Source organism: Brevibacterium pityocampae (assembly GCF_039541555.1).
In the GTDB taxonomy this organism is placed as follows: domain Bacteria; phylum Actinomycetota; class Actinomycetes; order Actinomycetales; family Brevibacteriaceae; genus Brevibacterium; species Brevibacterium pityocampae.
On record NZ_BAABGL010000002.1, the window covers coordinates 274,285 to 296,088 of the forward strand.

The 21,804-nt window shown below is 70.6% G+C and carries 21 protein-coding genes; 11 read left to right on the forward strand and 10 right to left on the reverse strand.

The features are described 5' to 3' along the window. Nucleotides 1-191 precede the first annotated feature (191 nt). From ABD883_RS01575 to ABD883_RS01585, 3 genes are read right to left on the reverse strand one after another with little or no spacing between them, the layout of a single operon-like run. Nucleotides 192-1,340, reverse strand: a complete 1,149-nt coding sequence (locus tag ABD883_RS01575; protein ID WP_247424011.1) for an acyl-CoA dehydrogenase family protein — start codon at nucleotides 1,338-1,340, stop codon at nucleotides 192-194. A 55-nt stretch (nucleotides 1,341-1,395) separates the two neighbouring features. Then, nucleotides 1,396-3,099, reverse strand: a complete 1,704-nt coding sequence (locus ABD883_RS01580; protein ID WP_345029292.1) for a FumA C-terminus/TtdB family hydratase beta subunit — start codon at nucleotides 3,097-3,099, stop codon at nucleotides 1,396-1,398. Then, on the reverse strand, nucleotides 3,099-4,286 hold the full coding sequence (locus ABD883_RS01585) for a CaiB/BaiF CoA transferase family protein (protein WP_345029293.1): 1,188 nt from the start codon (nucleotides 4,284-4,286) through the stop codon (nucleotides 3,099-3,101). The genes ABD883_RS01580 and ABD883_RS01585 overlap by 1 nt, the downstream gene beginning before the upstream one ends. 268 nt (nucleotides 4,287-4,554) lie before the next feature. Between ABD883_RS01585 and ABD883_RS01590 the strand changes: the two genes are divergently transcribed. Continuing rightward, nucleotides 4,555-5,247 carry a GntR family transcriptional regulator gene (locus tag ABD883_RS01590; RefSeq protein WP_137318684.1) on the forward strand — a complete coding sequence of 231 codons (693 nt, stop codon included), beginning with the start codon at nucleotides 4,555-4,557 and terminating at the stop codon, nucleotides 5,245-5,247. A gap of 119 nt (nucleotides 5,248-5,366) precedes the next feature. Here the strand turns inward: ABD883_RS01590 and ABD883_RS01595 are convergent, their stop codons facing one another. Beyond that, complete coding sequence (locus ABD883_RS01595; RefSeq protein WP_345029295.1) at nucleotides 5,367-6,458, reverse strand: zinc-binding dehydrogenase; 1,092 nt, start codon at nucleotides 6,456-6,458, stop codon at nucleotides 5,367-5,369. 271 nt (nucleotides 6,459-6,729) lie between these two features. Between ABD883_RS01595 and ABD883_RS01600 the strand changes: the two genes are divergently transcribed. From ABD883_RS01600 to ABD883_RS01615, 4 genes are read left to right on the forward strand one after another with little or no spacing between them, the layout of a single operon-like run. Further along, the gene (locus ABD883_RS01600) at nucleotides 6,730-7,548 is read left to right on the forward strand and encodes a crotonase/enoyl-CoA hydratase family protein (protein ID WP_345029297.1); all 819 of its coding nucleotides are present in this window, start codon (nucleotides 6,730-6,732) and stop codon (nucleotides 7,546-7,548) included. Next, nucleotides 7,548-8,417: an SDR family oxidoreductase gene (locus tag ABD883_RS01605; RefSeq protein ID WP_345029298.1), complete on the forward strand. Its 870-nt coding sequence runs from the start codon at nucleotides 7,548-7,550 to the stop codon at nucleotides 8,415-8,417. The genes ABD883_RS01600 and ABD883_RS01605 overlap by 1 nt, the downstream gene beginning before the upstream one ends. Before the next feature lie 49 nt (nucleotides 8,418-8,466). Next, entirely contained in the window at nucleotides 8,467-9,006 is a 540-nt protein-coding gene (locus ABD883_RS01610) for an RNA polymerase sigma factor (RefSeq protein ID WP_345029300.1), read from the forward strand. After that, on the forward strand, nucleotides 9,003-9,731 hold the full coding sequence (locus ABD883_RS01615) for a methylated-DNA--[protein]-cysteine S-methyltransferase (RefSeq protein ID WP_345029301.1): 729 nt from the start codon (nucleotides 9,003-9,005) through the stop codon (nucleotides 9,729-9,731). Before ABD883_RS01610 ends, ABD883_RS01615 begins: the two co-directional genes overlap by 4 nt. Before the next feature lie 94 nt (nucleotides 9,732-9,825). Here the strand turns inward: ABD883_RS01615 and ABD883_RS01620 are convergent, their stop codons facing one another. The 4 genes from ABD883_RS01620 to ABD883_RS01635 all read right to left on the reverse strand — a co-directional run bounded on the left by ABD883_RS01620 (nucleotide 9,826) and on the right by ABD883_RS01635 (nucleotide 13,150). After that, nucleotides 9,826-10,896, reverse strand: coding sequence for an AMP-binding protein (locus ABD883_RS01620; protein ID WP_345029303.1), 1,071 nt, complete (start codon nucleotides 10,894-10,896; stop codon nucleotides 9,826-9,828). A 49-nt stretch (nucleotides 10,897-10,945) separates the two neighbouring features. After that, on the reverse strand, nucleotides 10,946-11,104 hold the full coding sequence (locus ABD883_RS01625) for a hypothetical protein (RefSeq protein WP_345029305.1): 159 nt from the start codon (nucleotides 11,102-11,104) through the stop codon (nucleotides 10,946-10,948). Nucleotides 11,105-11,282: 178 nt separating this feature from the next. Next, nucleotides 11,283-11,987 (reverse strand): NUDIX hydrolase, encoded by a 705-nt coding sequence (locus ABD883_RS01630; protein WP_265809224.1) that lies wholly within the window; start codon nucleotides 11,985-11,987, stop codon nucleotides 11,283-11,285. 224 nt (nucleotides 11,988-12,211) lie between these two features. After that, nucleotides 12,212-13,150, reverse strand: a complete 939-nt coding sequence (locus ABD883_RS01635) for an HpcH/HpaI aldolase/citrate lyase family protein (protein ID WP_345029307.1) — start codon at nucleotides 13,148-13,150, stop codon at nucleotides 12,212-12,214. A gap of 171 nt (nucleotides 13,151-13,321) precedes the next feature. Here ABD883_RS01635 and ABD883_RS01640 point away from each other — a divergent pair, with 171 nt between their 5' ends. The 5 genes from ABD883_RS01640 to cls all read left to right on the forward strand — a co-directional run bounded on the left by ABD883_RS01640 (nucleotide 13,322) and on the right by cls (nucleotide 18,436). Beyond that, nucleotides 13,322-13,783 carry a MaoC family dehydratase gene (locus ABD883_RS01640; RefSeq protein WP_137318691.1) on the forward strand — a complete coding sequence of 154 codons (462 nt, stop codon included), beginning with the start codon at nucleotides 13,322-13,324 and terminating at the stop codon, nucleotides 13,781-13,783. 133 nt (nucleotides 13,784-13,916) lie between these two features. Continuing rightward, entirely contained in the window at nucleotides 13,917-15,074 is a 1,158-nt protein-coding gene (locus ABD883_RS01645; RefSeq protein ID WP_345029308.1) for an acyl-CoA dehydrogenase family protein, read from the forward strand. Between the two features lie 2 nt (nucleotides 15,075-15,076). Continuing rightward, nucleotides 15,077-15,841 carry an enoyl-CoA hydratase-related protein gene (locus tag ABD883_RS01650; protein WP_345029310.1) on the forward strand — a complete coding sequence of 255 codons (765 nt, stop codon included), beginning with the start codon at nucleotides 15,077-15,079 and terminating at the stop codon, nucleotides 15,839-15,841. A gap of 141 nt (nucleotides 15,842-15,982) precedes the next feature. Next, nucleotides 15,983-16,726: a 3-oxoacyl-ACP reductase FabG gene (gene fabG / locus ABD883_RS01655; RefSeq protein ID WP_265809229.1), complete on the forward strand. Its 744-nt coding sequence runs from the start codon at nucleotides 15,983-15,985 to the stop codon at nucleotides 16,724-16,726. A 222-nt stretch (nucleotides 16,727-16,948) separates the two neighbouring features. Next, nucleotides 16,949-18,436 carry a cardiolipin synthase gene (gene cls, locus ABD883_RS01660; RefSeq protein ID WP_345029313.1) on the forward strand — a complete coding sequence of 496 codons (1,488 nt, stop codon included), beginning with the start codon at nucleotides 16,949-16,951 and terminating at the stop codon, nucleotides 18,434-18,436. Between the two features lie 140 nt (nucleotides 18,437-18,576). Here the strand turns inward: cls and ABD883_RS01665 are convergent, their stop codons facing one another. Then, the gene (locus ABD883_RS01665; protein ID WP_345029316.1) at nucleotides 18,577-19,221 is read right to left on the reverse strand and encodes a hypothetical protein; all 645 of its coding nucleotides are present in this window, start codon (nucleotides 19,219-19,221) and stop codon (nucleotides 18,577-18,579) included. 104 nt (nucleotides 19,222-19,325) lie between these two features. Next, nucleotides 19,326-20,462: a YihY/virulence factor BrkB family protein gene (locus tag ABD883_RS01670; RefSeq protein ID WP_345029318.1), complete on the reverse strand. Its 1,137-nt coding sequence runs from the start codon at nucleotides 20,460-20,462 to the stop codon at nucleotides 19,326-19,328. Nucleotides 20,463-20,575: 113 nt separating this feature from the next. On the opposite strand from ABD883_RS01670, the gene ABD883_RS01675 reads away from it, so the two are divergent. Beyond that, nucleotides 20,576-21,739 carry a glucose-1-phosphate adenylyltransferase family protein gene (locus ABD883_RS01675; RefSeq protein WP_345029321.1) on the forward strand — a complete coding sequence of 388 codons (1,164 nt, stop codon included), beginning with the start codon at nucleotides 20,576-20,578 and terminating at the stop codon, nucleotides 21,737-21,739. The last annotated feature ends 65 nt before the right edge of the window (nucleotides 21,740-21,804 follow it).

A 21,804-nucleotide genomic window follows, 5' to 3' on the forward strand; every position in this document is an offset into this window, starting at 1 on the left:
CGGGGCCGGGCGCGAGGTGCGAGGCGCGGGCAGGGCGTCGACCTGGCGGACCCGGGCCACGCGCCAGGTGCGAGGTGGGCGCGGGGTCGGCGCCGGCTGCGGGCCCGCCCGGCGCCTGGTTGAGACAGCAATATCCTGCGGATCCATTCTCAGGAACCACAGGATAGTGCTGTCTGGCAGGGGCGGGGGTGTCAGATCTTGTTGCGGCTGACGAGCTGCTTGGCGATGACGCCGAGCTGGATCTCGTTCGTGCCCTCGCCGACGATCATGAGCGGGGCGTCGCGGTAGTAGCGCTCGACCTCGTACTCCGTCGAGTAGCCGTAGCCGCCGTGCACGCGGATCGCGTCGAGCGCGACCTCGGCGGCCATCTCCGAGGCGAAGTACTTCGCCATCCCGGCCTCCATGTCCACGCGCTCACCGGAGTCGTAGGTGCGGGCGGCGTGGAGGACGAGCTGGCGGGCGGCCTCGAGCTTCGTCGCCATCGTCGCCAGGTGGTTGCCCACCGACTGGTGCTTCCAGATCGGCTTGCCCATCGACTCGCGCTCCTGCGCGTACTTCACCGCGTCGTCGAGCGCGGCCTGGGCCACGCCGAGCGAGCGGGAGGCCACCTGGATGCGGCCGATCTCCAAGCCCTTCATCATCTGCTTGAAGCCCACGCCCTCGGTGCTGCCGAGCAGCTGGGACTGCGGCAGGCGCAGCCCGTCGAAGGAGATCTCGCAGCTCTCCACACCCTTGTAGCCGAGCTTGGGGAGGTCCTGCGAGATGCTGAAGCCCTCGCCCTTCTCCACGAGGATGATCGAGATGCCCCGGTGACGGGGCTCGGCCTCCGGGTCGGTCTTGCACAGCAGCGCGAGGAGGTCGGACTTCCGCGCGTTGGTGATCCAGGTCTTGGTGCCGTTGATGACGTAGTCGTCGCCGTCCTTCTTCGCCACGGTGCGCATGGCCTGGAGGTCGGAGCCGCCGCCGGGCTCGGTGAGCGCCATGGTCGCGCGGATCTCACCGGTGGCCATGCGCGGCAGGTACTTCTCCTTCTGCTCGTCCGTGCCGAACTCGAGGATGAGCTTGGAGACGACGGTGTGGCCGCCCATCGCGCCGGCGAGCGACATCCAGCCGCGTGCGAGCTCCTGGGTGATGTGGACGTAGGCCTCGGTGGAGACCTTGCCGAAGCCCCAGGGCTCGGGGATCGCGAGCCCGAAGATGCCCATCTCCTTCATCTGCTCGATCCACTGGGTCGGGTACTCGTTGGCGTGCTCGACCTCGTTGACGGTGGGCCGGACGTCGCGGTCGATGAAGTCCGCGACGGTCGTGATCATCATCGTCTCTTCGCTGCTGATGGTCATGGGAGCTCCTTACGGGGGTGGGGTTCGGTATTCGGGCTGGGCGGTGGTGCGGAGGTCAGATCAGGGTGCCGTCCCGGGCCGCGGTGCGGGTGCGGCCGAGCGACAGGCCGGCGTCGCGGGTGCGGGCGAAGAAGTCGGTGCCCTTGTCGTCGACGACGACGAAGGCGGGGAAGTCCTCGACCCGGATGCGCCACACGGCCTCCATCCCGAGGTCGGCCATGTCGAGCACCTCGACCTCGGTGATGCATTCCGCGGCGAGCCGGGCGGCCGGGCCGCCGACGGATCCCAGGTAGAACCCGCCGTGCTCGCGGCAGGCCTCCGTCACCTCGACGGAGCGGTTGCCCTTGGCGAGCATGACGAGCGAGGCGCCGGCAGCCTGGAAATCGCGCACATAGGCGTCCATCCGGCTCGCGGTGGTGGGGCCGAAGGAGCCGCTCGGCATGCCCTCGGGCGTCTTCGCCGGACCCGCGTAGTACACCGGGTGGTCACGGAAATAGGACGGCAGCTCCTCACCGGCCTCGAGCGTCGCACGGAGCCGGGCGTGGGCGATGTCGCGGGCGACGATCATCGTGCCGGTGAGCGACAGGCGGTCGCCGACGGCCCGTGCGGAGAGATCGGCGCGGATCGCGTCCATCGGCCGGTCGAGGTCGATCGGGGTGACCTCTCCGGACTCGATCTCCTCCACGGTGCCGGCGGCCGGCAGGAAGCGGGCGGGGTCGTGCTCGAGCTCCTCGATGAATACCCCGTCGGCGTCGATCCGGGCGACGAGCTGGCGGTCGGCCGAGCAGCTCACCGCGATCGCCACCGGCAGGGAGCCGTTGTGGCGCGGCAGCCGCACGACGCGGGCGTCGTGGCAGAAGTGCTTGCCGCCGAACTGAGCGCCGAAGCCGAGCGTCTGCGTGAGCCGGAGGACCCTGTCCTCGAAGGCGCGGTCGCGGATCCCGTGGCCGGTCGCGGCATCGCCGGTCTCCGGCAGGGTGTCGAGGGAGTGGGCGCTGGCGAGCTTCGCGGTCTTGAGCGCGGCCTCCGCGGTCGTCCCGCCGATGACGATCGCGAGGTGGTACGGCGGGCAGGCCGCGGTGCCGAGCGAGGAGATCTTCTCCGCGAGGAAGTCGAGCAGGCGCTGCTCGTCGAGGATCGCCTTCGTCTCCTGGTAGAGGAAGGACTTGTTCGCGCTGCCGCCGCCCTTGGCCATGAACAGGAGCTCGTAGCCGCCGTGCGCATCGAGCCCGATGTCGATCTGCGCCGGCAGGTTGGTGCCGGTGTTCGTCTCCTCGAACAGGGAGAGGGGAGCGAGCTGCGAGTAGCGGAGGTTGAGGTCGCGGAAGGCGGCGTGCACCCCGCGGCTCAGGTGCTCGGCATCCGCGCCGTCGGTGAGGACGTCCGCACCGCGCTTGGCGGTGATGATCGCGGTGCCGGTGTCCTGGCACATCGGCAGCACCCGGCCGGCGGACACGACGGCGTTCTTGAGCAGGTCGAGGGCGACGTAGCGGTCGTTGTCGCTCGACTCCGGGTCGTCGAGGATGCGGCGCAGGCTCGCCAGGTGGTCGGTCCGCAGGAAGTGCGCGATCTCGGTGAAGGCGGTGCGGGCGAGCTCGGAGAACACGTGGGGGGCGATGGTGAGGAAGGTGCGCTCGGTGCCGGCCACCTCGGCGCGGGCGATGTCCACCCCGTCGATGTCCAGCCGCCGCATGGGCACCGCGGCGGGCCCGGTCGGCAGGATCTCCGAGTACCGGAAGTCGGCGGTCGGGGTGCTCATCAGACCGTGCCCTCGGCGTGGAGGGCGGCGATCTGCTCGGGCGTCCGGCCGATCCCGGCGAGGATCGTGTCGCTGTGCTCGCCGACGGCGGGGATCGGGTCCATCCGGTACTCGACGCCGGACATCGTCACCGGCGGCAGCACCGCCTCGATCGGGCCGGCCGGGGTGTCGATGGAGGTCCAGCGGCCGCGGTCGACGAGCTGGGGGTGAGCGGCGACCTCGGACATGTCGCGCTGCCGGGCATGGGCGACCTGCGCCTCGAGGAGGAGCTTCTCGCACGCGTCCCCGGAGTACCCGGCGAACACCTCGTCGATCACGGCCTCGAGCTCCTCGCGATGGGCGAAGCGCTGGGCGGCGCGGTCGAAGCGCGGATCGAGTGCGATCTCGGGGCGGCCGAGCACGGTCTCGCAGAACCGCTGCCATTCGCGCTCGTTCTGGATCGCGAGCACGACCTGGGCGCCGTCGCCGCACGCGAACGTGCCGTAGGGGGCGATCGCCGCGTGCGAGGTGCCCGCCCTCACCGGCCGCGAGCCGCCGTAGCGGGTGAAGTAGAGCGGGAAGCCCATCCACTCGACGAGCGAGTCGAACAGGCTGACCTCGAGCGCGGCGCCCTCACCGGTGCGCTCGCGGGTGTAGAGCGCGGTGAGGATGCCGGAGTAGGCGTACATGCCGGCGGAGATGTCGGCGGTGGAGATGCCGGTCTTCGCCGGGAACTCCTCCGTCCCGGTGACGGACACGAGGCCGGCCTCGGACTGCACGAGCGCGTCGTAGGCCTTGGCGGTGCGGTAAGGACCGTCGGAGCCGTAGCCGGACACGGAGACGTGGATGAGGCGCGGGTTGAGCTCGCGCAGGCGCTCGGCTCCGAGGCCCAGGCGCTCGGCGGCACCGGGGGCGAGGTTCTGGACGAACACGTCGGCCTCGCGGACGAGGTCGTCCATGATTCCGGCGGCCTCCGGGGCCTTGAGGTCGAGGCCGAGGCTCTCCTTCGACCGGTTGAGCCACACGAAGTGGCTCGACTGGCCGTGCACCGTGGTGTCGTAGCCGCGGGCGAAGTCTCCGACGCCGGGCCGCTCGATCTTGATGACGCGGGCGCCGAGGTCGGCGAGCTGGCGGGTGGCGAACGGGGCGGCGACGGCCTGTTCGCAGCTGACGACGGTGATCCCGGCGAGCGGGAGAGCGGTGCTCATCGTGCCTCCACGGCGGTGTGACGGACGGAAGTGATGGGGCGCGGGCCCGGAGGCGGGCGTCCCGACGCGGGCGCAGGATGCGGAATCCGGATGAAAACATGATCGCACAGATCATGCATGATTCCAACAGTCCGGCTCCGACAGTATTGGAATCGGGTGACTGTGCGGTAGATTGGGAGGACTGCATGCCGCGACGGGAGTCGATGATGTCATCTGTCGCGGATCATCCATTCTTCACATCATCCAGACCCACAGCGGAGGACCCACGATGGGCGCAGCGCCGACCACGACCCGGGGCGCCACGAAGCGCGACCTCATCGTCGCCGGGCTGCGCCGGCGGATCCTCGCCGGTGAGCTCGAGCGCGGCGCGCGCCTGCGCCAGGACGAGGTGGCCGCCTGGTTCGAGTCCTCGATCACCCCGGTGCGCGAGGCGCTGCGGGCGCTCGAGGCCGAAGGGCTGGTGACCTCGGAGGCGCACCGCGGTGTGCGCGTCGCCGGTGTGCGGATGGAGAACCTCAAGGCGCTCTACATCACTCGGCGCCTCACCGAGGCCTATGCCATGGAGCGCGCCACCCCGCGGATCTCGAGGCACGAGCTGCGCACGGCCGAGCGCCTCCTCGACGAGCTCGACGAGGCCTCCGCCGCCGGCGACGCCGCGGCCCGGAACGCGAAGAACATGGAGTTCCACTTCTTCTTCTACGACCGCTGCGGGCTGCCCGGGCTGCGCGACGACATCGAGGCGCGCTGGCACGCCTTCCCCTGGGATCTCACGCTCGACAGCGCCGAGCGGCTCAGTGACGTCAAGGGCGAGCACCTCGCGATCGTCGAGGCGGTGCGGGCCGTGGATCCGGCCGCCGCCGCGCGCACGGTGAGCGAGCACATCGCGCACGGGTTCCTCAGCCTCGCCGCGCAGGTGTCCGGCGGGCCCGTCGAGGATCCCTTCGACATCGACGTCGATTGACCCCCAGTACTCAATTTTCGAAGGTTCCTGATGCGTTAGAAGCTTGACACCACCAGAACGAAACCTTCGAAGATTGCGATCCTGTGCATCTGCGGGAGGCGCGGGCTGCAGCCCCGGTCTCAGAGGCTCGGGTCGATGACGATCCCGGCGCGGGTGACGGCCCGGGACTCTGCCGCCTCGAGCGCGGAGCCGATGTCGTCGAACGCGAAGTCCTTGTCGACGAGGTGCTCCCAGTCGAGCTCCGGGGTGTCCGCGATGAACTGCACCGACCGTCCGAGGGTGGCCCCGGGGTAGCGGATCGCCGCGCGGATCTGCGCGCCGGAGCGGGTGAACAGACCGGGGTCGAACTCGGTGAAGCGGTTCGGGCTGATGTTGCCGATCGACACCATGATGCCGCCGGCGCGGGTGGAGCGGACCGCCTCGGTGAACCCGTCCGGCACCCCGGTGAGGTCGATGACGACGTCGGCGGAGCCCGCGGTGGCCTCCCGGATGAGCTCCACCCGGCCGGCGGAGTCCTCGGCCTGCGACAGGTCGATGCCGTGGTGCGCCCCGAACTCGAGCGCCTTGTCGAGGCGGGCCGGCGCCATCTCCGCGACGAACACCTCGGCACCCATGCGGCTCGCCACGGCCGAGGCGCACACGCCGAGCCCGCCCGCGCCGAGCACGACGACCTTCTGGCCGAGCGACACCTCGCCGAGCTCGCAGCCGAAGTACACCTGCGACAGCGCGCAGTTCGCCGAGGACACCGCGGTCGAGGTCACCGAGTCCGGGACCTTGAACACGGCCTGGTTCGGGCCGATCGCGCAGAAGGTGCCGAAGGTGCCGTTGAAGTGAGGAGCCTCCACCGCCGGGGTGCCCCACAGGGTGTAGGCGTTGCGGCAGATGTGCGGAGTGTCGTTGTTGCACTCGGGGCAGCGTCGGCAGGCCTGGAAGTACGTGGTGACGATCCGGTCGCCGACGGCCAGGGGTGCGCCGGTGAAATCCGAGTCCACCCCGTCGCCGAGCGCCTCGACGACGCCGACGCCCTCGTGTCCGAGCACGCAGCCGGGCCGGACGAGTGGATGGTGCCCCTTGAGGATGTGGATCTCCGAACCGCAGACGTTCGCGCGCACCATCCGCATGAGGATGCCGCCGGGCGGGGGCGCGACGGCCTCGTACTCCTGGTAGTCGATGCGGCCGGGCTCGGCGAGGACGACGGTGGTGCCGCGCATGGTCTCTCCTTCGAAACGACGGGTGCGTGCGGTGCCATTGTCGCGCACCGGTGGAGCGGGTGGGAGAGGTGCGGGTCGGTGCGGCGCGCACCCCACCTCTTAACGAGCGTTCGGTTTCGGTTTAGAGTAGGAGGAGCCGCCGGCCCCGCCCGGAGCGATCCGATCCACCCGGCCCGATCCGATCCGATCCGTCCGACGATCCTGCCGGCCTGATCACGCCCGATCAGGCCGCCCGCGCGGCGCCGCACCCGCACCATCACTGCGAAGGAGCATGATGACCGACACCGCCTCCCATGGCACGGTGACCCTGACGATCGAGGACCGCCTCGCCCGCGTCGAGCTCAACCGCCCCGACACGCTCAACTCCCTCACCCGCGAGGTCTTCGAGGACCTCGTCGAGATCGGCACGCGACTGCGGGGCGACGATTCCGTCGCCGCGGTCGTGCTCACCGGCACCGGGCGCGCGTTCTGCGCCGGCCTCGACCTCGGCGAGTTCGGCAAGATGAAGTCGGGGGAGAAGAACCCCGCGGTGGCCCTCGGAGAGCGGCTGGGCTCGGCCCGTGCGATCGCGCAGCAGGCTGTGCACATCTGGCAGCTGCTCGAGGTGCCCGTCATCGCCGGCGTCCAGGGCGTCGCATTCGGCGGAGGCCTGCAGATCGCGATGGGCGCCGACGTACGGATCATGGCACCCGACACCAAGCTGTCGATGATGGAGATCAACTGGGGCCTCGCCCCGGACATGTGCGGCACCCAGCTGCTGCCGCGGCTCGTCGGCCCCTCCCGGGCGAAGCTGCTGATCTTCACCGGCGAGGTCTTCTCCGGCGCCCGGGCCGGGGAGATCGGGCTCGCCGACGAGGTCGTCGACGACCCGGTCGAGTGCGCGCTCGAGGTGGGCCGCGCCATCGCCGACAAGTCCCGCACCGCGCTGGTGAGGTCGAAGATGCTCATCGACCTCGCCGCCACCGCGGACCTCGCCGAGGGATTCGATGCGGAGCAGGAGGTCATCGCCGAGCTCATGGGCGGGCCCGAGCAGATCGAGGCCGTCGACAAGCGACTCGCCGCTCTCGCCGCACGCAAGGGAGCGCAGTGATGACCGGCCGGCAGGGGACCGCGCCGCACGGCGCCGAGTCCGCCCATGACCCGATCGGGCACCTGTCCTCCGATCTCCTCGCCGGGCAGGTCGCCTTCATCACCGGCGGCGGATCCGGCATCAACCTCGGCATCGCCAAGGCCTTCGCCCGATGCGGTGCCGCGGTCGCGATCTGCGGCCGGACCGAGGAGAAGCTCGCCGCCGCCGCCGAGGAGCTCGCCGCGCTCGGTGCAAAGGTCGCCTACCGGGCCGCGGACGTGCGCGACATGGACGCCCTCCAGGCGTCCATGGACCATGCCGCCGCCGAACTCGGCGACATCAGCATCGCGGTCGCCGGTGCCGCCGGGAACTTCTTCGCGAAGGCGGAGGAGATGAGCTCCAACGCCTTCCGCACCGTCGTCGACATCGACCTCATGGGCGCCTACCACACGGCCCACTGCGCGTTCCCCTACCTCCAGCGCACCCGCGGCTCGATCCTCTTCATCTCCGCCTCCCAGGCCTTCAAGGCCACCCGCTACCAGGCGCACGTCGGGGCCGCGAAGGCCGGCATCGAGATGCTCATGAAGGATCTCGCGGTGGAATGGGGCCGGCACGGGATCCGCTCGAACTCCCTGGTCCCCGGCCCGGTGTCCGGCACCGAGGGGATGTCGCGGCTGGCCGGGCCGACCGGCGACGACATGTGGAAGAAGGCGGTGCCGCTGGGCCGCTACGCGGAGAAGGAGGAGATCGGGGCGATGGCCGCGGTGCTCTCCGGACCGCTCGGCGCCTACGTCACCGGCGCGCAGTTCCTCGTCGACGGCGGGCTCTCCCAGGTGGGCTCCGGGGAGATCTCCGACGCGGTGGGCCGCGCGCTGTTCGGCGAGGAGTGAGAAACCTCTCCACCGACCTCACGTTCCGGGCCTCCCCAACGTCTGCAGGATGATGAAGAAGCCACCGTTCGACGAGCTCGTCCGCACGCACTCGGTGCGGATCCTGCGGTTCTGCCGGTCCATGCACGCGCAGCCGGCGGACGCCGAGGACGCCTATTCCGAGGCGTTCCTCGCCGCGCTGCGCGGATACGCATCCCTGCCCGAGGACGCCAACCTCGAGGCCTGGCTCATCACCATCGCACGCCATGCCTGCATCGACGTGCACCGGCGCAACGCGCGGCGGGCGGTCCCCGTCGAGCAGCTGCCGGAGCCGGTGGGCACCGGGCCGGGCGGCACCTGGTCGGGCGGCTTCTCGCTCGGCGGCCGGCCGGAGAACCCCGGCCGGGGGAGCGAGGGCGAGATCGACGTGTTCGCTCTGCTGTGGCGGCTCACCGACCGGCAGCGGGAGGCGGTCGCCTACCACCACGTGTGGGGGCTGCCCTACGCCGAGGTCGCTGCCCAGGTCGGCGGCACACCGGCGGCCGCCCGCCGGGCGGCGGCGGACGGGATCGCGGCACTGCGGCGGATGATCGAGGAGGAGAGACCATGACCCGCGCACCACTCATGACGCGCACCGTGCCCACTACCCCGGGACCACCCGAGGGATTCGCATCGGCCGGGCTCGACTCGCAGCCGGGTCCCGGAACAGGGGGCGCCGTGCCGGAGGACCGGCTCTCCGGACCCGCGTCGGCGCTCGAGGAATCGATGGTGGCTGCCCTCAACGCCGAGGTCCTCGCCCGCGGTGACGCCACCGGGCTCGTCGATGCCGCCTACACCCGGATGCCCTCGCCCATGGGCGAACTCGTCGTCGTCGTCACCGACCGCGGCCTGCTCCGGATCGGCTTCGACACCGAGGAGCTCTCCGCCGTTCTCACCGAGGTCGCCGAGGCGGTCGGACCCGTGGTCGTCGAGGACAGCGGGATGACCCGGACGGTGGTGGCGGAGCTCGGGGAGTACTTCGCGGGGGAGCGGAGGTCCTTCGACATCGCCCTCGACCTCCGACTCACCCGGGGCTTCCGGGCCGAGGTCCAGCAGGCGCTCGCCGACATCCCCTTCGGGAGCACGATGAGCTATGCGGAGATGGCTGCGCATCTGGGGAACCCGAAGGCGGTGCGGGCCGTCGGCACGGCGTGCGCGAAGAACCCGATCCCGCTGATCCTCCCGTGCCACCGGATCGTCCGCAGCGACGGCAGCTTCGGGAACTACCGCGGCGGCCACGACCGGAAGCAGTGGGTGCTCGACTTCGAGGCGGGGACCCTGCCGCTGACCGGCTGACCGGCTGGCCCCGTGACCGGGCGGCCTGCCGCTGACCTGACGGCCGGATCCCCGCCTCGCTCGTGACCGGGGCTCCGGCGCGAGCCGGCCCGGCTCAGAGACCGGCGGGAACGGCGACGACGGCGTCGGGCGCGGCGAGTGCCCATGTCGTGCCGACTGCGGGGTCCGACGCGACGCGTCCGATGCGCATGCCGGTGCGCGCTGCGAGGCGATCGAGATCCTCACCGGCAGACTCGTCGCCGAGCACCTCGCGGGCCCGGTCCGCGGTCAGGCACGTGTGCGTCACCGCGTGGGTGCGCACCTGTTCGAGCCAGGCCTCGGGAGCGAAGTGGGCAGCGAGCACCACGGTGGCGCCTGCGGTGATCACGGCGGTGAGCTCGCGTGCCTGAGCGGCGAGGGTGTGGAGATCGCCGGTGATGAGCCAGCGGTGGTCCTGGCCGAGCCCGGCGGCGGCCGCTGCCTCGTGCGCTTCGCTGAGGCCGTCGGCATGGGTGAGGAGGTGCGCCCCTGCTGCGGTCGGGTCGTGAGCCGATTCAGCGCCGACGACGATGCTCAGCGCACCGGCCGGGAGTGCTCGGATCTGTACGGACTCGGGCAGGGAGCCGGCGGCCGCGGCGGTGGGACCGCAGGGCCGGGGACGCTCGGCTGCCCGGGAGCCCGCGGCGGGGCGGGGCGGGTGTCCGGATCGACCCGCGCTGTCGCGGCGTCGGACGGCGCCGAAGACGGGCCCGGGGGTGAAGAGCGGGGAGCCCGCCAGGGTGTCGGGCTCGTCCTCGGACACCTCGATGACGGGGAACTCCGGGGTCGCGGAGCGGCTGACCGCGTTGCGGTAGGTCCAGCGACGGCGGAGGCCGACAACCCCGAGCACGGGGTGGGTGCCGGAGAGCTCCCGGAGCAGGGCGGGCACCTCGGCCTCGGGATCGCTCGCCACGGCGACGGCGCCGAGCGAGGCGCAGGCGAGCCAGCTCATGATGAAGGCCGGCGAGCTCTCGAGATTGAGGTGGACTGCAGTGCCCGGTGCGACGCCGAGCGCCCGGAAGCGCTGCGCGGTGAGCCCGACGAGCTGGGCGAACTGGCGGTACGACCACGTGTTCGAGTCACCGGTGCCGGTGATGAAGGTGAGGAACGGAGCGGTGCCGCGGCAGGCGACCGCCCGGGACCACACCGCGCCGAGGTCCGCCGCGGGGCCGGCGGAGCCGCTCGGTGCGAAGGATTCAGGTGCGGAGGAACCGGGCGCAGGCGGCGCGGGACGCGCGGGTGTCGTAGGGGGCGTCGGCGGGGCCGACGAGGTGGAGCTCGTGGAATCGGAGAAGTGAGCCTGGGGCGAAGAATGCACCTGCGACCCTTTCGCGCTGGTGTGATGTGGATCTCATTGAGGGTATCAGCGCAGGTTGTGCGCTCCGTGGCCTGTGGCTCGGACGGCGCTGAGATTTCACCGTCCGTCCGCTGTGCGGCCACGTGGGCGCACAGCGGACGGATGACGGGTGAGGGTCGGTGCTCCTGGGGTGGGGCCCCGCCGGGTGGGGCTGGGCTGTATCCCGATCGCGCGCGTCAGCCGTGCTTGCCGGGCATCGCCGGCCGCACCGGCTCGATGTCGCGCTCGGCGGCCATGAGTGCCTCGACGCTGCCGAAGGAGTGCACCTCGTTGAGGAGGACGAGGGTCGGACGCATGAGCTTGAGCCGCTCGGCGGCCTCCTCGGCGAGGATGTGCTCGACGTTCATCCACTCGGAGTTCGTCGCCTCCGTGGTCTGGTGCCGCAGATCGCCGATCTCGTCGCCGCGCGCCACGTAGAAGTACGTGTCGAAGCGGCGGGTGCGCCCGGGAGGGGTGATCCAGTTGGCCCAGGGCTTGAGTGCGGTGGTCGCGATCGTGGCCCCGGCCTCCTCGCCCACCTCGCGCTGCGCGGTCGCGATGAGCGCCTTCGCGAACTCCGGCTCGGCGCCGAGCTCGGTCTTCGCCCAGGCGCGGACGTGAGCGTCGAGCACCTCCCCGGGCACCTCGAGCGCAGCGGCCATCTCGTGATCCTGCGGATCCACCCGACCGCCGGGATAGACGAGCACGCCGGCGGCGAAGTCCATGGTCGTCACCCGATGCTGGACGAAGACCTCGAGGCCGTCCGCGGTATCGCGGGCCACGATGACGCTCACCGCGGGCTTGACCGGCGTCTCGACCCCGGGCGGGGCGAGATTGCTCTTGAGAGATGTGCCCACGCGGTCGGAGCGATCATGTCCTTCGTCGTGCAGGTCGCGCACCATTCATCCACCTTCGGCTCAGCCGGCTCCGCCGCTCGGGCTGCTCCGCTGCAGGTGCGGGCCGGACGTGTCTTCTCCGTACTGTACCGGCGCCGTGATCCAGGTCACGCGCGGGTCCGGCATCCGGGCAGTCAGCACTGACCGGAAGGGCTGCGGCGGACTGTTCGGTGCTCCGGCGCGGTGCTCCAGACCAGTGCCCCGGCCCAGTGCCCGGTTCGGCGCCCGGCTCAGCGTCCGGCGCGGGCAACGATGCGCTGGGCGCGCTTGAGCACCGGCGCATCGACCATCGCGCCGTCGACGTTGACCGCGGCCCCGCCGGCGGCCTCGGCGGCGTCGACCACGCGGCGGGCCCAGGCGACGTCCTCGGCGGAATCGCCGAACTCGGCGTCGATCGCGGCGAGCTGACGGGGGTGGATCGCGAGCTTCCCGGCGAAGCCGAGCGCCCGACCGCGCTGTGCAGAGGCTTCGGTCGCGCCGTCCGTGGAGAAGTCCGCGCACGGGCCGTCGATCGGTCCGGGCATGCCGAACGCGCGGGCGGCCATGACGACCCGGGAGCGCGCATGGAGCAGCTCGGTCTCCTCGGGTCCGACGCTCGCGTCGAGCTCGAGACCGAGGTCGTAGTTGCCGAACGCGAACCGGTGCACCGAATGGGCCCGGGCCAGGGAATCGGCGGCGACGATGCCGCGCGGGGTCTCGAGCAGGCCGATGAAGTACGGCGCGGCCACGCCGTGCTGGGTGAAGCGCTGGCGGATCTCGTGGACGGGGTCCTCGGACTCGCACTTGGGGATCATCACCCCGAACGGGCACTGCGCGTAGTGTCCCGAGCGCTCGGCGGCGACGGTGCTCAAGCGGGACGCGACCGCCGCCAGGGCGCTGACGTCGGGGGCGAACCAGTCGGTGTCGGCGGCGTTGATCCGCACCACGACCGCGGTGTCCGAACCGGCGCCGGTCCACTCGCCCTCCGACAGCCAGGCGGCGACGGAATCCCGCGCGGTCGCCTTATCCTCGGGGGCGACCGCGTCCTCGAGGTCGACGATGATCGCGTGTGCGCCGGAGGCGAGCGCCTTGGCGAAGCGGTCCGGTCGCGTGGCGGGCACGAAGAGCAGGGTCTGGGCGACATCGAGGCGGCGCGGTGCTGCAGCGTCCGACCGGGCGGTGTCCGTCATGGGATGTCCTTCGAAGAAGTCCGGGGCAGTACTACCGAAGTTCACTCTAGCGGGTTAGACTGTTGCAGAAAACACAAAAAGTCCGGCGCGATTGATGCAGTTTGAGGTAAGAATCACCGAGGGCCGCACGCGCCCGGACACCCCTCCACACCGTACAGAAGGAGACGCGCAATGGTGCGAGAATTCCAGGGAATCGCAGAGCTCGAGAAGCACCTCGGGCAGGAGCTCGGCACGAGCGACTGGGTCACCGTCGACCAGGAGCGGATCAACACCTTCGCCGATGCCACCGGCGACCACCAGTGGATCCACATCGACGAGGAGCGCGCCAAGGCCGGGCCGTTCGGCGGCACGATCGCCCACGGCTTCCTCACCCTCTCCCTCCTGCCGCTGCTCGGCGCCGAGGTGATGAACGTGACCGGCATGAAGATGAAGATCAACTACGGCCTCAACAAGGTCCGCTTCCCCAAGCCCGTGCCGGCCGGTGCCAAGGTGCGCGACGTCGTCACCCTCAAGGAGATCGTCCGCAAGAGCTCGGGCATCCAGGTCGTCATGGACCACGTCATCGAGATCGAGGGCTCGGACCGCCCGGCCTGCATCGCCGAGGCCGTCACCCTCATGGTCGAGGACGACTGACCTCCTCCCGCCGTCCCGTCGGCGCCGTTCGGCCCAGCCTTCGGCGCCGACGGCCCTGCGCCGTCGACATCCCGGCAGACCGCCGGAACCCCGCCCGGCATCACCTGCCGCCGTCACCGAGAGAAAGCAGATCATGGACGATTCCGATCTCAAGCACATCCTGTCCACCGTCCGCGAGTTCGTCCGCGAGCAGGTGATCCCCCGTGAACTCGAGATCGAGGACACCGACGAGATCCCCAAGGAGATCCGCGACGCGGCCGCGGAGATGGGCCTGTTCGGCTGGGCGATCCCGGAGGAGTTCGGCGGCCTCGGCCTCAACGCCTACCAGGACGCGAAGCTCTCCTTCGAGCTCGGCTACACCACCCCGTCCTTCCGCTCGCTGTTCGGCACGAACAACGGCATCGCCGGCCAGGTGCTCGTCAACTACGGCACCGACCAGCAGAAGCAGGAGTGGCTGCCGCGGATCGCCTCGGGCGAGGTCGTCGCCTCCTTCGCGCTCACCGAGCCCGACGCCGGCTCCGACCCGTCCGGCCTGACCACCAAGGCGGTCAAGGACGGCGACGACTACATCATCAACGGTGCCAAGCGCTTCATCACCAACGCCGCGCTGTCCGACGTCCTCATGGTCTTCGCCCGCACCAACCCGGAGGCCAAGGGCAGCAAGGGCATCTCCGTGTTCCTCGTGCCCACCGATTCCCCCGGCGTCACCGTCGGCCCGCACGACAAGAAGATGGGCCAGGCCGGCGCCTGGACCTCGGAGATCTTCTTCGACGACGTCCGCGTGCCCTCGAAGTACCTCATCGGCGGCGAGGAGGAGGTCGGCTTCAAGGCGGCCATGGCCTCGCTCAACAAGGGTCGTCTCCACATCGCCGCGATGTGCGTCGGCCAGGCCACCCGCATCCTCGACGACTCGGTCGAGCACGCGAAGGTCGCCAAGCAGGGCGGCACCGCGATCGGTGAGTTCCAGCTCGTGCAGGCGCTCCTCGCGGAGTCCTACGCGGAGCTCTCCGCCGCGCGTGAGATGGTGCTCGCCGCCGCCCGCCGCTGGGACGAGGGCACCGACAAGAAGCTCGGCCCGAGTTCCTGCAAGCTCTTCGCCTCCGAGATGCTCGGCCGCGTCGCCGACCGCGGCGTCCAGGTGTTCGGCGGGATGGGCTACATGCGCGAGACCTCGGTCGAGCGCTTCTACCGCCACGCCCGCCTGTTCCGGATCTACGAGGGCACCTCCGAGATCCAGAAGCTCGTCATCGCCCGCCAGATGCTCAAGGGCGCCCACCTCGAGGGCCGCTGAGCATGAGCCTCATCCGCACGGAGCTCGCCGCCGGGATCCTCACGATCACGCTCGACGAGCCGGCCCGCCGCAACCCGCTGAGCGCGGACATGCGCGCGGAGATCTCCGCCGTGCTGTCCCCGCTGCCGGCGGAGGTGCGGGCGGTCGTCTTCACCGGTGCCGACTCCGTGTTCTCCGCCGGCGGCGACCTCGCCTCGATGCCGCCGGAGAGCCCCGAGGCCAGTGACGAGCGGATGGCGGCCGTGGCCGACTTCATCCGCCTCGTCGCCGGCCTGCCGGTCGTGACCGTCGCCGCGGTGGAGAAGGCCGCGGCCGGCGCCTCGGTCGGCCTCGCCTGCGCCTGCGACGTCATCGTCGCCGGGCGCAGCGCACAGTTCCTCCTGCCGTTCACGCGCCTGGGGATCGTGCCCGACGGCGGGCTCCTCGCCCTGCTGCCGGCGCGCGTCGGCCTGGCCCGGGCGCGGCGCCTGATGATCGCCGGGGACCCGGTCCGGGCCGAGGACGGCGCCGCCTACGGGCTCGTCGACCACCTCGTCGAGGACGGCGCCGCGCTGAGCACCGCCGCCGAGGTGGCCGCCCGCCTGGCTGCCCGGGCGCCGGGCTCCGTGCGGGCGATCAAGCAGGCGCTGTCCGTCGGCGCGCCGAGCCTCGACGAGGCCTTCGCGGCCGAGGCGGCGGGGCAGCGTGCGCTGTTCTTCACCGCCGACTTCCGCGAGGGCAAGGCGGCGTTCTTCGACAAACGCTCCCCGGAGTTCACCGGGGAGTGAGCCCGCCGGGCCCGGCGGGTCGCGACCGCAGCGGTCGGCGCGCCGCCCGCACGGGTCCGTGCACCGCTGGCCGCACCGGTTCCCGTCACCCCGTCCACCGCATCATCATCACGTCCGCACCACCGATCGAAGGAGTACATCATGGGTCTGCTCGAAGGCCGCACCGCCGTCATCACCGGCGCCGCTCAGGGGCTGGGCTACGCCATCGCGGAGACGCTCGTCGCCGAGGGCGCCAACGCCGTCCTCGGAGACCTCAACGAGGAGGCCGTCGTCGCGGCCGCTGAGAAGCTCGGCGTGGGCGACCGCGCCGTCGGCCTGGCCTGCAACGTCGTCGACCTCGGCCAGGTGGAGGCGCTGTGCGCGCTCGCGCAGGAGAAGTTCGGCGCCGTCGACGTCATGGTCAACAACGCCGGCATCACCCGCGACGCGACCATGCGCAAGATGACCGAGGAGCAGTTCGACCAGGTCATCGCCGTGCACCTGCGCGGCACCTGGAACGGGCTCAAGACCGCCTCGGGCATCATGCGCGACCAGGAGAAGGGCGGCTCGATCATCAACGTGTCCTCGATCTCCGGCAAGGTCGGCATGCTCGGCCAGACGAACTACTCCGCGGCCAAGGCCGGCATCGTCGGCATGACGAAGGCCGCCGCCAAGGAGGTCGGTTTCAAGAACGTGCGCGTCAACGCCATCCAGCCCGGATTCATCAACACCGCGATGACCGCCGCGATGCGCCAGGACGTCATCGACGCGAAGCTCGCCGAGATCCCGATGGGCCGCGCCGGCGAGCCGAGCGAGGTCGCCTCGGTCGTGCTGTTCCTCGCCTCGGACATGTCCTCCTACATGTCGGGCACCGTGCTCGAGATCGCCGGCGGCCGCCACATCTGATCGGTTCGGCCGCGGTTCCGGCCGCAGCCTGCGCCGCACGCACCGTCGACCTGCCGTCGCTGCTCGATCCCGCCCCGGACCTCGAGCACGACCGGCAGGTCGACGGTGTTCCGGCGGACGTGGACGGCCGGGCCGCGGCCCCCGGCGGGGATGTAGGATGAGGGCACACCGGCACCGGCTCGGCCGAGCCGCGGTGCCGTACCTGCGAGAGACGAACGGCCTGTGGAATCCTTCATCATCTTCCCCTTCGACGCGCGGTGGCCCACCTGGGTCCTCGTGACGCTCATCGCGATCGATGCCGTGATCCGGATCGTCGCGCTCGGCTGGGTGCCCTATCGCCGCAAGCCCTCGGTGGCGCTCGGCTGGCTGCTCGCGATCTTCCTCATCCCCTACGTGGGCATCATCGCGTTCCTCCTGTTCGGCTCCGCGAAGCTGCCGCCCAGCCGCCGCGCCCAGCAGCGTGAGGTCAACGAGCTCATCCGCAGCCGCACCGACGACGAGGCGATCCTCGGCCGCGAGGACCACCTGAGCGAGCCGCTCGTCACCTCCGCGAAGCTCAACTACCGGCTCGGGGCGCTGCCGATGACCCACGGCAACGACTTCACCCTCGAGCCCGACAACCACCAGTGCATGCTCGACATGGCCGCCGAGGTGGACAGGGCCACCGACTACGTCCACTTCGAGTTCTACATCGTCGCCATCGACGAGGCGACCCGCCCGCTGCTCGACGCGCTGCTCGCCGCCCATGCCCGCGGCGTCAGGGTCCGGATCCTCATAGACCACATCGGCTCGCTCGGCTACCCCGGGTATGCGGAGCTCGTGAAGATGCTCGACGCCTCCGGGGTGAGCTGGCGCCGGTGCCTGCCGATCCGTCCCTGGAAGCTCGAGTACCAGCGGCCCGATCTGCGCAACCACCGCAAGATCCTCGTCGTCGACGGCACCGTGGCCTACACCGGCTCGCAGAACGTCATCCACCGCACGTACAACAAGCGCGCGAACCTCAGGAAGGGCTTCGAGTGGAAGGATCTGTCGGTGCGGTGCACCGGCCCGGTCGTCGCGGAGCTCAACGCGGTGTTCGCCTCCGACTGGTACTCCGAGACCGGCGTCATGCTCTCCGACGAGTTCGACTCCGTGGTCGAGTCGCCGGACGACGGCGGGACCATGGCCCAGGTGGTGCCGAGCGGCCCCGGGTTCGAGCTCGAGAACAACCTCCGGCTCTTCAATCACCTGATCTACAACGCCAACCACACCGTCGTCGTGTGCTCGCCCTACTTCGTCCCGGACGAGTCGCTCATGCATGCGCTCGTCACCGAGGCGCTCTCAGGGGTGGACGTGCGGCTCTACGTCGGGGCGACGAGCGACCACGCGATTGCGCAGAAGGCTCAGGAGTCCTACTACGACGAGCTCGTCGACGCCGGGGTGCGGATCTTCCAGTACCACGCGCCCACGGTGCTCCACTCGAAGTTCCTCCTCATCGACGACGAGGTCACTCTCATCGGCTCCTCGAACATGGACGAGCGGTCCTTCGCGATGAACATGGAGGTCACCCTGTTCATCGTCGATGAGGACTTCACCGACCGGATGTACCGCCTCGAGGTCGACGACTATCGTGCGAACTCCGTGGAGCTCGACGTGGAGGCCTGGCGGCAGCGCTCGCTCGGCCGGAAGTATCTCGAGAGCCTGTGCCGGCTCACGAGCTCTCTGCTCTAGCGCCGCCGGTCTGCCGAGAACGCACGAGGCCCCGCACACCTTCCGGTGCGCGGGACCTCGTGCTGCTCGCCGAGCAGTGCGCGGTGCGCTGGGCGCCCAGCGGGCTCAGAACGTTGCGCAGCGCCCGATGCGCGGGTCTCTCAGCTCGAGGCGCCGGTGGTCGGGCCCTCGGCCTCGAGCGGGGTCGAGGGATCCGAGATCGAGTCGTCGAGGATGACGGCGTCGGACGAGGTGCCCGCGGCCTTGCCGGAGGCACTCGCCCTGCCGGCGCCGCCGGAGGTGCCGGTGGCCTTCGACGAGGGCTCGGTGACCGAGCCGCCCGCGCTGGTCTTCGATCCGGCCTCCACGCCGGTGTCCTGCTGCGCCTGCGAGGTCGGATCCGCGACGCTGCCGGAAGCCGGCGTGGCGGCAGCGGCGGCCTTCGCCTCGGCGTCCTTCTTCGCGTCGAGATCGTCTGCGCCGGCAGCGGCGCTCTTCTCCGCCTTCTTCTGCTCGCGGTTGGTCTTGACGTCGTCGACCTTGCCCTGCACCGCACCGACGGCGGATCCGGCGGCGGACTGCACCTTGCCGGCCACCTCGGGAGCCTTCTCCTTGACGCGGTCGGCGACGATCGGCGCCTGCTCCTTGACGGTGTCGGTCGCCTTGGTCACCGAGTCCTGGACGCGGGGGTCCTGCCACCACTCCTCGACCTGGGCCTTGAGCTTCTCGTAGCTCTGGCGGCCGGCACGCGAACCGAGCACGAACCCGACTCCGACGCCGGCGAGAAGAATGAGTCGCTTCTTCATGGTCCCTCCCTGGGGTCAGCGCCCTGAACGGCGCATGGATATCACGGCAAGCATCCTTGCTCCGCGCGATCGTGCGCGAGAGCGCCTGCCGGTTCGGTGCCAGTCTATACCGGCAGGGAGTTCTCGTCCCCGTCGGTGGCTCCGCGGGATTCCCGGAGTTCTCGACCCTTGCGCTGGAAGCGGGCCTGCACCTGCGCGTCGTCGATGATCTTCTTCGTCGACCGCGGTGGGAGCTGGATGGTGTCCTCGGCGAGGATCCCGGCCTGGAGCTGGCGGGCGCGCTCGATCTCCGAGTCGAACTCCGCGCCGAACAGCAGCGCCATGTTCGTCAGCCACAGCCAGAACAGGAAGATCAGCACTCCGGCGAACGCCCCGTAGGTCGAATCGAAGCCGCTGAACACGACGGCGTAGAGGTAGAGGCCGGCGGTGAGGATCGCCCAGGCGAGCAGCGCGACGAGCGCGCCGATCGTCGAGAGCACGAACTTGGCGCGGCGGACGTTGCTCGTGCCGGCGTAGAGCAGGGTGATGAGGAGGAGGGTGAGGACGAGTGCGAGCGGGAAGCGGACCCAGGCCCAGACGGTGGTGAGGGTGTCGTCGAACCCGAACGGCTCGAGGAGCGCAGTGGAGCCCAGCAGGCACAGGAGGATCGCGACGACGAGCCCGATCGCGACGATCGTCACGAGGTAGGTCTGGAGGAAGCGGAGCCAGCTCGAGCGTCCCTCGGCCATCCCGTAGACGTCGTTGATCGCGGCACCGAAAGCGCGCACGAACTTGCTCGCCGACCACAGCGAGGCGAGGATGCCGATGCCGAACGCCGCACCGCCGCCGGGGGATTCGGCGAGGCTGAGCAGCGGCTGCTCGAGCTGCTGGACGCTGCCCTCGCCGGACACCTGGGACAGCCAGTCCATCACTGCTGTCACCGTCTGCGGGCCCTGGCCGAACACGTTGAGGATCGACAGCACCGCGACGATCGCCGGGAGCAGCGCGAGCATGAAGTAGAAGGACAGCGTGGCGGCGGTGTTGTGCCGCCGGTTGTGCTTGTACTGATGGATGGTGCGGGCCCACGCGTACTTCCACGAGGTCTTCGTCAGCCGGTGCGGCGAGGCCTCGGCGGTGCTGCCGGTGTGCCGGCGGTCGGACTCGGCATGCTGATGCCCGGACGCGCTCCGGCCCGGGTTCGGGCCGCCGGCGGCGTCCTGGCGGGTGTCCTGGCGCGGGTCCTGCTTCGACTGGGTGCTCACAGGGAAAGTCTAGGCGACTTCACGGGGCCGGAGAGCCGGTGCACGCCGGTTCCGCGCTCTAGGATGGGACGGGTTCCGACAAGGCATGTTCCTCATGAAGGGTGGTCCCTCCCGTGCGCATCCCCCGCATCCTCGCACTCGTCCTCGCCGGCGGCAAGGGCAGCCGGCTCGAGAGCCTGACGCAGGACCAGCCCAAGCCCACCCTGCCGATCGGCGGCACGTACACACTCATCGACATCGCGCTGAGCAATCTCGCGCACTCCCACATCCGCGACGTCTGGATGGTCGAGCAGTTCCAGCCGCACAAGCTCAACCTCTACATCGACAACGGGCGGCCGTGGGACCTCGACCGCACGCACGGCGGGCTCGTCGTCACCCCGCCGTTCGAGGGCGGGGAGGGGGAGGGATTCGCGCAGGGCAATGCGGACTCCCTGGTCCGCCAGCTCGACGCGATGAGGGAGTTCGCACCCGAGGACGTGCTCGTCCTCAGCGCCGACCACCTCTACAACCTCAACTTCCTCGACGTCTACGACACCCACCTGCAACACGGGGCGGACCTCACCATGGTCACCACCCATCAGGACGGCGACGCCTCGCGCTACGGGGTGGTGGAGATCGGGCCGGAGCGCCGGATCACGAGCTTCGAGTACAAGCCGGAGGGCGCGGCGGACGCCTACGTCACCACGGAGATCTTCCTCTACCGGGCAGAGGCCCTGTTCGAGGCGCTCGAGGAGCTGCTCGAGAAGAACGGGCAGCTCTCCGACTACGGCGACGAGCTCATCCCGCACTTCCTCGCCGAGCGCACCGTGGTGTCCCACGACCTCGGCGGCTACTGGATGGACCTCGGCACGCTCCAGTCGTACTGGACGACGAACCTCCAGCTCATCGACGGCGAGGCGATCGACCTCCACCGCCCGGACTGGCCGCTGTGGTCCGCCCAGCCGCAGCGCCTCCCGGCGTTCCTCGGCGGGTCCGCGCAGGTGCACCGGGCCTTCATCAGCGCCGGGGCCGAGGTGCACGGCACCGTGGTCCACTCCGTCGTCGGCATCGACTGCCGGATCGAGGAGGGCGCCGAGGTGCGCGATTCGCTGCTCCTCGACGGCGTCGTGGTGGAGGCGGGGGTGCGGCTGCGCAACTGCATCGTCGCCCCCGGCGCACGCGTCACCGCCGGCCCGGACCGCGGCGGCGAGGGTGTGGTCACTCTCATCGGCCACGACGGCACGATCGACAAGCGCGTCCCCTTCGACGACGCCGCCCCGCTGCCGACGCTGAGCTGACGGGCTGACGGACAGACGTGGCCCGGCGCCGGGCTGGGCGCCGGGCCGATGCGGGTCCGACGCCA

What these genes read in the sequence shown, in the direction of transcription:
- ABD883_RS01590 (WP_137318684.1), top strand. Translation starts at nt 4,555, where the DNA reads ATGGGCGCAGCGCCGACCACGACCCGGGGCGCCACGAAGCGCGACCTC.
- ABD883_RS01600 (WP_345029297.1), top strand. Translation starts at nt 6,730, where the DNA reads ATGATGACCGACACCGCCTCCCATGGCACGGTGACCCTGACGATCGAG.
- ABD883_RS01615 (WP_345029301.1), top strand. Translation starts at nt 9,003, where the DNA reads ATGACCCGCGCACCACTCATGACGCGCACCGTGCCCACTACCCCGGGA.
- ABD883_RS01625 (WP_345029305.1), bottom strand. Translation starts at nt 11,104, where the DNA reads ATGAGATCCACATCACACCAGCGCGAAAGGGTCGCAGGTGCATTCTTC.
- ABD883_RS01575 (WP_247424011.1), bottom strand. Translation starts at nt 1,340, where the DNA reads ATGACCATCAGCAGCGAAGAGACGATGATGATCACGACCGTCGCGGAC.
- ABD883_RS01665 (WP_345029316.1), bottom strand. Translation starts at nt 19,221, where the DNA reads ATGAAGAAGCGACTCATTCTTCTCGCCGGCGTCGGAGTCGGGTTCGTG.
- ABD883_RS01640 (WP_137318691.1), top strand. Translation starts at nt 13,322, where the DNA reads ATGGTGCGAGAATTCCAGGGAATCGCAGAGCTCGAGAAGCACCTCGGG.
- ABD883_RS01580 (WP_345029292.1), bottom strand. Translation starts at nt 3,099, where the DNA reads ATGAGCACCCCGACCGCCGACTTCCGGTACTCGGAGATCCTGCCGACC.
- ABD883_RS01585 (WP_345029293.1), bottom strand. Translation starts at nt 4,286, where the DNA reads ATGAGCACCGCTCTCCCGCTCGCCGGGATCACCGTCGTCAGCTGCGAA.
- fabG (WP_265809229.1), top strand. Translation starts at nt 15,983, where the DNA reads ATGGGTCTGCTCGAAGGCCGCACCGCCGTCATCACCGGCGCCGCTCAG.
- ABD883_RS01650 (WP_345029310.1), top strand. Translation starts at nt 15,077, where the DNA reads ATGAGCCTCATCCGCACGGAGCTCGCCGCCGGGATCCTCACGATCACG.
- ABD883_RS01645 (WP_345029308.1), top strand. Translation starts at nt 13,917, where the DNA reads ATGGACGATTCCGATCTCAAGCACATCCTGTCCACCGTCCGCGAGTTC.
- ABD883_RS01605 (WP_345029298.1), top strand. Translation starts at nt 7,548, where the DNA reads ATGACCGGCCGGCAGGGGACCGCGCCGCACGGCGCCGAGTCCGCCCAT.
- ABD883_RS01635 (WP_345029307.1), bottom strand. Translation starts at nt 13,150, where the DNA reads ATGACGGACACCGCCCGGTCGGACGCTGCAGCACCGCGCCGCCTCGAT.
- ABD883_RS01610 (WP_345029300.1), top strand. Translation starts at nt 8,467, where the DNA reads ATGATGAAGAAGCCACCGTTCGACGAGCTCGTCCGCACGCACTCGGTG.
- ABD883_RS01630 (WP_265809224.1), bottom strand. Translation starts at nt 11,987, where the DNA reads ATGGTGCGCGACCTGCACGACGAAGGACATGATCGCTCCGACCGCGTG.
- ABD883_RS01595 (WP_345029295.1), bottom strand. Translation starts at nt 6,458, where the DNA reads ATGCGCGGCACCACCGTCGTCCTCGCCGAGCCCGGCCGCATCGACTAC.